11 protein-coding genes are annotated in these 9,914 nt (G+C 36.9%); all 11 read left to right on the top strand.

All coding sequences use genetic code 11. The features are described 5' to 3' along the window. Complete coding sequence (locus ACQV2T_RS06730) at positions 1 to 231, top strand: HeH/LEM domain-containing protein (protein WP_428893408.1); 231 nt, start codon at positions 1 to 3, stop codon at positions 229 to 231. A 1-nt stretch (position 232) separates the two neighbouring features. Then, positions 233 to 517, top strand: a complete 285-nt coding sequence (locus tag ACQV2T_RS06735) for a hypothetical protein (protein ID WP_428893409.1) — start codon at positions 233 to 235, stop codon at positions 515 to 517. Next, a complete protein-coding gene (locus tag ACQV2T_RS06740) occupies positions 510 to 854 on the top strand; it encodes a hypothetical protein (protein WP_428893410.1) in 345 nt (114 codons plus the stop codon). The genes ACQV2T_RS06735 and ACQV2T_RS06740 overlap by 8 nt, the downstream gene beginning before the upstream one ends. After that, a complete protein-coding gene (locus ACQV2T_RS06745; protein WP_428882051.1) occupies positions 854 to 1,189 on the top strand; it encodes a hypothetical protein in 336 nt (111 codons plus the stop codon). Before ACQV2T_RS06740 ends, ACQV2T_RS06745 begins: the two co-directional genes overlap by 1 nt. Further along, complete coding sequence (locus ACQV2T_RS06750) at positions 1,189 to 1,629, top strand: hypothetical protein (protein ID WP_428893411.1); 441 nt, start codon at positions 1,189 to 1,191, stop codon at positions 1,627 to 1,629. Before ACQV2T_RS06745 ends, ACQV2T_RS06750 begins: the two co-directional genes overlap by 1 nt. Positions 1,630 to 1,653: 24 nt before the next feature. Then, positions 1,654 to 2,331 carry a hypothetical protein gene (locus ACQV2T_RS06755; RefSeq protein WP_428893412.1) on the top strand — a complete coding sequence of 226 codons (678 nt, stop codon included), beginning with the start codon at positions 1,654 to 1,656 and terminating at the stop codon, positions 2,329 to 2,331. 10 nt (positions 2,332 to 2,341) lie between these two features. Continuing rightward, positions 2,342 to 2,692 (top strand): hypothetical protein, encoded by a 351-nt coding sequence (locus ACQV2T_RS06760; protein ID WP_428893413.1) that lies wholly within the window; start codon positions 2,342 to 2,344, stop codon positions 2,690 to 2,692. Positions 2,693 to 2,742: 50 nt separating this feature from the next. After that, positions 2,743 to 2,910 carry a hypothetical protein gene (locus ACQV2T_RS06765; protein WP_428893414.1) on the top strand — a complete coding sequence of 56 codons (168 nt, stop codon included), beginning with the start codon at positions 2,743 to 2,745 and terminating at the stop codon, positions 2,908 to 2,910. Between the two features lie 38 nt (positions 2,911 to 2,948). Then, on the top strand, positions 2,949 to 7,847 hold the full coding sequence (locus ACQV2T_RS06770; protein WP_428893415.1) for a phage tail tape measure protein: 4,899 nt from the start codon (positions 2,949 to 2,951) through the stop codon (positions 7,845 to 7,847). Further along, positions 7,844 to 8,566 carry a hypothetical protein gene (locus ACQV2T_RS06775; RefSeq protein WP_428893416.1) on the top strand — a complete coding sequence of 241 codons (723 nt, stop codon included), beginning with the start codon at positions 7,844 to 7,846 and terminating at the stop codon, positions 8,564 to 8,566. The genes ACQV2T_RS06770 and ACQV2T_RS06775 overlap by 4 nt, the downstream gene beginning before the upstream one ends. Before the next feature lie 9 nt (positions 8,567 to 8,575). Further along, positions 8,576 to 9,914: phage tail spike protein (locus tag ACQV2T_RS06780; RefSeq protein ID WP_428893417.1), on the top strand; the 1,339-nt coding region annotated here is incomplete at its 3' end.

Genomic DNA, 9,914 nt, shown 5'->3' on the forward strand with positions numbered 1-9,914 from the left:
ATGAAAGCATTAATTACTACTAAAAAGTTTTTAGACACCGAAAAGGGACCTGAATATTCAGAAGGAGACTTCTGGATAGGAGAAGATGCCCGGGCAGATAAAATTTTAAGTTATGAAGTTGCTAAAGAAGCAACAGTTACTGAAATTAAGCAAGAGTTAACTAAGCGAGAAATTGAGTTCGATGATAAGGCTAAAAAAGCTGAATTAATTGAACTATTGAAAGGAGAATAACATGGAATTCGTTGATGAGGTTATGACGCACTTACATGCAGACGAAGCAGACAAAGAGAACATTACTAATCTCATCGCGGATGGGCATAATGTTCTTCAATCTCATTGTGGGAAGTTCAAAATGGATGACTATCCAGAATCAAAAGCATTAATCAAAGATTATGTTCGTTTTGCTTGGAATGGTGCAAGTGAACATTTCTTTGATAGTTTCTTTGAAAAAATTAATCAACTGAGGTGGTCGGTTATTAGTAATGAATCTCCAGATGAGGTGAATCAAGATGCTTAAGAAAAAAGATATTATTCAACCTGTTTATAATGCAGGCAAGATAACTTTTTATAGTGTTTCACCTAAAAAAGATAAGTTTGGAACAATTATTCGTGGTGAATATCAGGAAGAAAAAGTATCTTCCCACTGGTTTCGTCATTTAGGAATCACTGCTTCTGATACGTACTATGCCCATGCAGATGATGTGGATATTAGTAGAAAACTTGCTGTTAGAGGAAAAACTAATATAAGTACTAAATATATAGCGAAGATAGGCGATAAAATTTATGAAGTTTATCGCTATTTTTATGCTTACAAAAATAATGAAACTGAAATTAGTTTGAAAGAGGTGGACTAATGACTACTAAAGAAAGAATCTATAATGCGCTATCTACTTTGGGATTACCTCTTGCCTATGCTGATTCTGATCTAAGCCAATTACCTCGTTTAAACTATATTTTGACTTATAATCCGACCATCAGAAAATCGAACAAGAGACATTCTCGAAGGCCTATTTATCAAGTGGATTACTTTAGCAATCAAGCAGAAGATGTTGAATCAAGCGAAAAGCTGGATCAGATACTTAATTGTTTGGAAGAAGCGGGACTGATGGCTCAAGAGTTCAGAGAGTCTATTACTCCTGAAGAAGACGAAAATCGCACCTACTATCATTATTGGACGGTGGTGCAATAATGGCTGAAGTATTTGGGTTTGATAAAGCGGCTAAAATGTTCGATGAAATTGCAAGCAAAGCAGATGAAGGTAGAAAAACAACCGAAGAATACCAAGAAAAAATGATGAACTTAGCGAGAAGAAACTTTCAAGCTGGGCTGACTCAAAGAACTGGTAAAGGGGCTGCAGGTATTCAAAAAGAAACTAGCGGAGATCATTATGATATTGGTTGGTCAGGAAGACCAGGTATGCATGGGTATTTTCATGAATTAGGATTCCATGCTTTAGACAATCGTCGTGGTAAGAGGTATGTTTTAAAACGTAATAAAACTGGTAGACGGGAACGCAAGTACACTAAGAAAATTGCTACATATGTACCCGCAACACCACATATGAGACCCGCTTACTATGAATTAAAAGATCAATACACTAAAGAGGCACAACGTCGGTTAGTGCCTTAATCAATAAATAAAGGAGATTATAAAATGGCAACAGTAGAATACACAAAGCGTAAATTAATGACGGGTGCAGGGGATATCTATACCCAGGAAATGACAACGGTAGATGATCCTAATACTGCACCAGTATATGGAGATATAGTTAATCAAACACCGTCTTTAGATAAAGTGGGAATTGCCTTACAAATTGCAGAGAAGATGGTGCATCTTTCAAACAAACCGCATTCACCTATTAAAAAGTTGAAACTTGCTGAAATTAGTTTAGACGCAGGGTATTTAGCAGCAGGCTTTGAGGAGAAAATGTCTGGTTATGTTGAATTAGCAAAAGGGATTTACGCAATTGTTGAAAACATTGGAAATAATTACTTCCGTTTAGCTATTCCATTTACGAATGAGGCAGGTGAAGAAGTTATTTGGAACTTCCCTAAGTGTGAATTAAAGCCATCTGATGTTAGTGGTGAGACTGAACGTGATGACTTCCAAGAACAATTGAAATCATACATTATTAATGCTCTTCCATTAGAATATGAAACAGATTTAAAACAAGACTCTTTGATTAATTCTAATGGGGTCGCTTTCTTCGCTGATTTATCCATTCCAGAAGTACGTGAAACCTATGATCGTAAGAAATTGTTAGAACAAGGTTTCTATGATAAAGCTTCATTAGAAAAATGTAAGTCTAGTACGGTAGTCCCAGGAGAATAGGAGGAAAATTATGAGTGTGGTCGTATCGGGATTAAAAACATTTAAAGTTAATTTATTAGGGAAAGAATACAAACTAAAAATTAATAATAAGGTTTGGGTGAATGTTCAATCCATTTATGGAATGAGTCAAAAAGATTTCCAGCAAGAAGGATATGAAAACAATATCCTTCAAAGTATTAAGTTTATCATGTGCGTCTTAGAAGCCAATGGTATTGATGAGATCACTGAAGAAATGCTTATTAATGAAGCTGATTCAGTGGACGTCGAATTGTTCATGCTTTCATACAACAAGATGGTAAACGAAAAAGCGTCTGAAGCGTTAGACCATTTTAACAAAGAAAAAGAAGAAGAGGGGAAGTAGAAGAAACCGACTGGGACAATTTATACTTCTTATGTCGGGAATTGTTCTCTATGACTCTTCAAGAGTTTCTCTATGAACACAACTTAGACATGGTTTATGACTTGATTTATAGATATGGTCAAAGGCATGGCTATTTTGAAGGTGAAGAAGGAGAAATTACAACTAAAGATGATGATATAGAAGTCGTATCAGATCCTAGAGCCTTATTAGATTTTTAATAGGGCTCTTTTTTATTATGTAGGAAAGGGGGAAAAGAATGACTTTAGTCGAAACAGGAATAAGGCTAACGATTGCGGGGGAAGCAGAATACCGCTCAGGGATAAAAAGCATCTCTAATGAAATGAAGTCTTTGCAGACGCAAAGTAAATTGGCGATGGCTCAGTTAGGAAACAATGCAAGTATCACTGACAAATATCGAACCAGTCAAAAGAATCTGAGTAAAGAACTGGAGTTAGTCAAGACTAAATCAACCTCTCTTAAAAATGAACAAGAAAAATTAAGTAAAGTCTATACTGAATTACCTAATAAATTAAAACAGACCGAAAGTGCATTTAAGAGGTCTTCGCGTGAAACTGAACGCTTGGAAAAGAACTACAAAGAGATGAAAAAGGTTCTTGATGAAACGCATCCTGAAGTTCAAAAAGTGAAACAAGCCTGGGAAGAGTCTAAAAGTACTACTAAAAGTTTGAAAGAAGAGTACACTAACCTTTCAAGGGAAGTAAGCGAAACTGAGAAAGAACTTTCTAAACTTCCTGATCAAATAGCTAAAACGGAGTTAGCTTCACAACGATTAACTAATCAAATGCAAAAAGAGCATGAGATGTGGAGAAATCAAGGGGGACGTTTAGCAGACACAGCCAAGAAATACCAAGAATTTGGTAATTCAGCTCAAGAAATCGGGGGGAAGTTATCAAACTTTGGCTCCACAATGACTAATCGTTTCACTTTACCAATCGCAACTGGTTTTGGTCTAGCTGCTAAACAAGCGGCTACCTTTCAAACTGAAATAGGTCAATTAGGACCTTTAATTGCTGAGGGTGGAAATATAACCGCTGAAGTTCGAAAAGAGATGGACCTATTAGGAGAATCTTCTCGAGAATGGGCAATTGATTATGGTAAAAGCACAAGTGAAATAAACACTGGAATGGCTGAATTAATCCGTAATGGATATAATTCTGGTCAAGTATTAGGCATGCTACCTAATATTCTTGATGCTTCTATTGCATCGGGCGAAGAGTTTGGAACTGTTATGGGAACAACCGCTAATGTTTTAAGTCAGTTCCAATTAAAGGGTAAAGATACTAATGAAACATTAGAGAATACCCAACGAGTAGTAGACAGCTTAACTTATGTAGCTAATGCTACAAGTTCAGGATTCTATGACTTGGGAGAAGGAATGGCCTATGTAGGTCCTGTCGCTAACACCTTAAATATGTCGGTTGAAGAAACTGCTTCACTTTTAGGTATCCTATCTGACAATGGGATTGAAGCAAGTAAGGGTGGTACCGCCTTACGTGGCGCCTTATCAAGATTGTTAAAACCATCTAAGCAGAACTCTGCTGCAATGGCTGAGTTGGGCATTAGTACAGAAGATTATAAAAATGGGTTAATTGATTTCCCAACAATCATAGATACCATTGCAGAGAATACAAAGAACTTAACCAATGAGCAAAAGGCTGCCTTAATTGCGCAAGCTTTTGGAACAGAATCTCAATCTGCTATGAATGCTTTAGTCAACGCTGGTGGAGATGCTCTCCGTAACATGACTAAAGAAGCTGAGGGAGCAACAGGAGCTACTAAAGAAATTGCTGAAGCAATGAAAGAGTTGCCTGAATTTAAATTCCAACAATCTTTAGCGCAATTACGTGATCTAGGAATAGAATTAGGTAATAAACTGTTGCCCGTTATTATGGATGTAACGGAAACAGCGACTGATTGGGTACAAGCTTTTACAGAAATGGACGATAGCACACAAGATCTCATAATAAAATCCGGATTACTATTAGCGGCTATTGGGCCGGTTGCCTCTGTATTTGGCAACTTGACCTCTGTAGTTGGTGGGTCGTCTAAAGCTATAGGAGAGGCAATAAAAGCCTATGGAAAGTTGACGACGCCTAAATCGCTGACTGATATGGGTAAAGCTTTAGATGATATCCCTGGAAAAGCAACGAATGCAGGAAACTCGGCTGCTAAATTTAGTGGACCTTGGTTAGCTAGTGCAGCCCCCATTATAGCTGGATTAGCTGGCATAGGAGCCGTTATTCTTACGGATATTACTCAACCTATTCGAGATCATAAAGAGTCTGTAAAAGAAACAGAGGGCGCTTATCAAGAGTGGTTTGATTCTGTTGTGGCGGGAGCAGTCGAGGCTTCAAATGCTCAATCTAAGCTTCAGGATGCAACTGAAAAAACAGGCGAAACTTATAGAGAAGCGGCTCAACGGATTATGAATCAAAATAGTACTATTAAGGCTAATATTGATTCAATATTTGAAGGTGGTTTTTTCGATGCTGGCTGGTCATATAGGTTAAATGGGTTTGGTGAGGCGCTTGTTGAGTATGAAAGTTTGGCGAATAAATTATCAAATCTATTACCAGAATCTGAAATAAAAAGAATTGAAGGCAATTTCAACTCAATGACGGACCTTATAGGTAATTCCATAGCTGATATAGGTAATACTTTTATGAAACAAACACCTGTTACAGCCACATGGGCTAAGGGACAAGTTGATGCAATAACAGAAGTGGCAGAAGCTACTAAACGAAAACTTGTTGAACAAAGAGAAGCTCTACTTAAAAGCGCTCAAGATGAAGCACAATACCATCAAAATTCAACGCAATGGTTATCTCAAGAAACATCGAGGATAGAAAAAGAATATTCAAAAAGAACGTGGATAGTTAATAATGCCCAAAATACTATTCAAACGATCTTGCAAAATGCATCAAAACAAAATAGAGCTCTAACTGAACAAGAAATGGCTTCATTAACAAGGTCGTTTCAAGATTTATCAGTAACTTCAGGTAGGTCAATGAGCGATCTTGCCGAAAGCAGCGAAATGATTGGAGAAGCTTTAAGAGGCTTAGCAACTGACACAGGCTTAGCCTTCATGGAAGCTGCAGGTATGATTGATTCGGAAACAGCTGAAATGATCCGTTCCATGGATAATGCAGAAGACCGCACCAAAGCATTAGCTGAAGCCTTAGATGAATATGACCAGATTAAACCAGACCCTAAATTAGCTGAAGTTGAAACAAGTGGAGAAGAAGAACTCCAAAGAATTGTTGAATTGTTTGGGGCCGATTGGGCAAGTTTAACTGATGAAGAGAAAACAGCTCTAGTAAATGCAGAGGGCTATGATGAACTATCGGGTTTATTATACGAGTGGGGCATCTGGAAAGCTGACGGGAATATCGAAGCTAAAAAAGCAGCAGTCGAAACGGATGAAGCTTTAGCTAATTTCATTCCATTGTTTGAACAGACTGAATTATGGAACAATACACAGTTCTTGTCTAAATTAGCCTACATTGATACAAACGGTCCAGAAGCAAAAGAGCAAATTTTGGCTTTAGTATCTGAGTGGAGTGGTATTCCTTTAGAAGAAGTGAAATCTATGTTGATTGAATCTGAAACTAAAGGGGCTGAAGAATCTAAACAAAAAGTAGGAGAAGTTAAATCAGAAGTTGATAAGCTAAATGGTACTAAAGCAAAAACAGAAGTAAATGCTGACACCAAGGGCGCTTTAGAACAGTTGTTTGAAATTATTCAAGCCCATGAGTCAATTAATGATGGTGAGGTAAAAAAACTTATTGTTCAAGCTGAAAGTGAAGAAGCACAAAACAAATTAGCTGCTGTCATTGCGAAATGGGCTGGCATTAGCGAAGCAGAAGCTAAGCAATTACTTATCGATGCCCAAACTGAACTCGCTAATCAAAAACTTTCTGAGACTGAAAACAAGAAAAATAACTTAGCCACACCAACTAATATGACAGTTAGTGCCGACACATTAATTGCTGACGGAAGTTTAACAAATACTAAGGTTTTAGCTACTGAACTAGGAACTCTTAATCCTAATGTAAGTGTCAGTGCTACTGATAATGCTTCCCCAATTATTGGTGATGTAGCTTTAGGAGCATCTGATTTAGAAGATGCAGATCCTAATGTGTTTATTATGGCATCTGATAATACCAATGGTGTTATTACTGCTAAGAAAGAAGAAATAGACTCCATTCCTGACAGTAAAAGTACAAGCTTATCTGCTAGTATAGCTGGTGCATTAGCTGGTGCTGTTGGCGCTTTATCAATGCAAGCTTACAAGCAATCAATCGAAGAAATTCCGGATAACAAAACAACGACTATTTCCGTAAACGCGAATGGAATTAGTGAGACGTCAGCTAATATTAAAGATTACAACAAACATACCCAAGCTATGGTTGATAAGTCTGTTACAGCTACTACTGGAGCTCCAGGCTTACCAAGTGACACAAACAAGGTAAAAGAATGGAACGAAAAAGTAAAAGCAATGCGATCTAATTCTAGTAAGGCTACAACAAGTGCTCCTGGGTTACCTAAAGACACAAACCTAGTCGATAAATGGAATAATGTAGTAGCAAACATGAAATCTAATTCGAGTACGGCCACCACTAGTGTTCCGAATATTGTTGGCAATACTAATGCAGTACGTAATTGGATAAGTGCTTTAAATTCTACTTATAGCAAGACCTCCACTTTAACGACTTATGTTGACAAGGTATATCGAACTTTTGGACGACACGCTGAGGGTGGCCACATCGGATTGCATGCTGAAGGTGGCAACATTCAATGGGGTGGTATGTTTGCTAATGGTGGCAATGTTCCTAAAGGTTATATGGGGATTGTCGGGGAAGCTGGGCCCGAATTGTTTCATGTTACGAGATCAGGGGTTTCCATCACACCTTTAGCTTCTAGCGAGAAAATGCGAGGTGTGGAGGGAGCTATTGCTGAATACATGAAGAATAAGGGCGGAAACAACTCGACGAACATCAACGTTGAAGTGAGTGTAAGTGATATTGTCATTCGAGATGATCGTGACATTGACCAACTCGCTAAAGTAATTGGTCAGCAATTACATCGTGAGGTTTCAATGAATGCACTATTTAGAAAGGGGAGAACAACTTGATTAAATATAATAGTTTAATACTAAATGGGGAGTCGAGTGCTGGCTTCCCTTTTTATGTAGCTGTTGAAGAAGTTCCGGGTTTAGTAAGAGCCAATAAAAAAGACAAGCTTTTTAAAACAGATTACGCTAGCGGGGCAATAAAACAGTCTGTTGAAGCGTATGATACGATTTCTTTAAAGTTTATTTTTTATTTACATGATGTAAATAGAAATGAATTAAGGAAGTTCAAAAAATGGTTAAAAGACGAAGGTCGGTTAGTCCGATATGACGATCCTTTAATACACTACAATTATTTATCGGTCGAAATAACTTCTGAGGTTCTTGATGAGGTCAACGGCTATCAAGTAACGGCAGAATTCGAATGTGAGCCTTTTGAATATGAGGAAGAGGAAGAAATCGATATTACTAATCTGCAGTCTATAACCAATAGAACCAACGCTCCAATGTATCCAAAGCTAACGATTGTCGCTTCTTCATCATCACCTATGTACTTAAAAATAGGACCACATAAGATGAATTTTAAAAAGGGGTTAAATGGTACCTATGAGATTGAATGTAAACATAATTATCAGAACATTAAAAACATAAGAACTGGCAAACTAGAAAACGATTTGGCTACAGGTCCATTTTTTGAAATACCTAAAGATGGTAGTTGGCCAATTGAAAAGAGTTCTGGCTTTCAAAGTATCAAAATGTTAACTAGGTGGGGGTGGAGATAATTGCAATTAATGTTGTATGACAAAAGGCAAACCGATTTTTCAATGAATGGTGATCCTATCCACCATGTTTATGATGCGCATGTAATAAGAGATGAAGGTTTTTATTTAAAGTTCAAACTCTTATTAGACAAGAATAAGGACTATCAAAAAATTAAAGAAGAAATGATTATCGGCGCTAAAACACCCGACGGAATAAATCAGTTCAGAGTGTTTGATATAACACCTAAAACAGATCATGTCGAGATAGTAGCCTTACACCTTTTTTATTTCTTGGACTTTAGAAAAATAAAATCATTTAGTTTAAATAAAGCAACTGGTAAAGAAGCTATTTTAGTTTTTAAAAATAACTTTGTATCGAATATTACTCCATATACCTTTGATTCAAGCGTTATTGAAGAACATGATTTCACAACAGATACTCAATCTACTAATGATGGTTATTACAACGCTTTAGAGATAATTAATCGAATTGGAAAGAGGTGGGATAGCGAATTCTTATTAAATGGCTTTGATGTTCGAATGATCAAGCGTTTGGGAAAGAAAACAAATGCACTTCTTTCTGAAAAGAAAAACATAAGTGAATTTGAGTCTAAAGAAACAATTAGCGGCTTAGTTACTCGTATTCATGCACACTCAACATGGACTCTTGATCGTGAAGATGAGGGATATGTGGAGGATGGTAATAATGAACGATCACTTAATGTAGTTGTGGATAGTCCATTAATTAATGAATACTCTCAAATATATGAGGAAGAATTTACTAATAATGATTTGCGAACCAAAGGGGAACTAATCAATTGGGCGAAGTTGAAGTATTCAACCGACCACATAGACAAGCCCAAAAGATCTATTGAATTAAAAACAAATATTATTGACGGGACTGAAATTAATTACGGTGACGACTTAGTTCTTAAATATTTAATACACGATATTGACGAAGTCATTCGCTGTGTGGGTTATGACTATGATCCTGTTGGTGAAGAATATTATTCTGTCGAATTAGGAGATTGGAGACAGAACTTTGGATCAGCCATCAATAATAGTGTAGCTGATGTTTCTGAAAAACAGAAAAGTCAATTAGAACGTTTATCTAAAGAAGTGCAGATTGTACAAATGGCTGCTAATGGAATAAACAGAGTTGCTTCTGGACCCAATCCCGTACCTAATCCTATCACTGGAGATATTTGGCTCTACTATGAATTAGATAGACCTAGTGAAGTTGAAATGCGTATATTTAATAGCGAAAATGGATTGTGGGAAAGACAAGATATAACCAGCGAAGAAGTTGAATTAAAATTCCAACAACTCGACCAACAATCTAAAAAATTCAATGATCAATTACAAAAAG

Source organism: Facklamia sp. P13069, assembly GCF_050409405.1.
GTDB lineage: Bacteria > Bacillota > Bacilli > Lactobacillales > Aerococcaceae > Facklamia.

Coding starts and splice junctions, on each gene's coding strand:
- ACQV2T_RS06730 (WP_428893408.1), top strand. CDS start 1: ATGAAAGCATTAATTACTACTAAAAAGTTTTTAGACACCGAAAAGGGA.
- ACQV2T_RS06735 (WP_428893409.1), top strand. CDS start 233: ATGGAATTCGTTGATGAGGTTATGACGCACTTACATGCAGACGAAGCA.
- ACQV2T_RS06740 (WP_428893410.1), top strand. CDS start 510: ATGCTTAAGAAAAAAGATATTATTCAACCTGTTTATAATGCAGGCAAG.
- ACQV2T_RS06745 (WP_428882051.1), top strand. CDS start 854: ATGACTACTAAAGAAAGAATCTATAATGCGCTATCTACTTTGGGATTA.
- ACQV2T_RS06750 (WP_428893411.1), top strand. CDS start 1,189: ATGGCTGAAGTATTTGGGTTTGATAAAGCGGCTAAAATGTTCGATGAA.
- ACQV2T_RS06755 (WP_428893412.1), top strand. CDS start 1,654: ATGGCAACAGTAGAATACACAAAGCGTAAATTAATGACGGGTGCAGGG.
- ACQV2T_RS06760 (WP_428893413.1), top strand. CDS start 2,342: ATGAGTGTGGTCGTATCGGGATTAAAAACATTTAAAGTTAATTTATTA.
- ACQV2T_RS06765 (WP_428893414.1), top strand. CDS start 2,743: ATGACTCTTCAAGAGTTTCTCTATGAACACAACTTAGACATGGTTTAT.
- ACQV2T_RS06770 (WP_428893415.1), top strand. CDS start 2,949: ATGACTTTAGTCGAAACAGGAATAAGGCTAACGATTGCGGGGGAAGCA.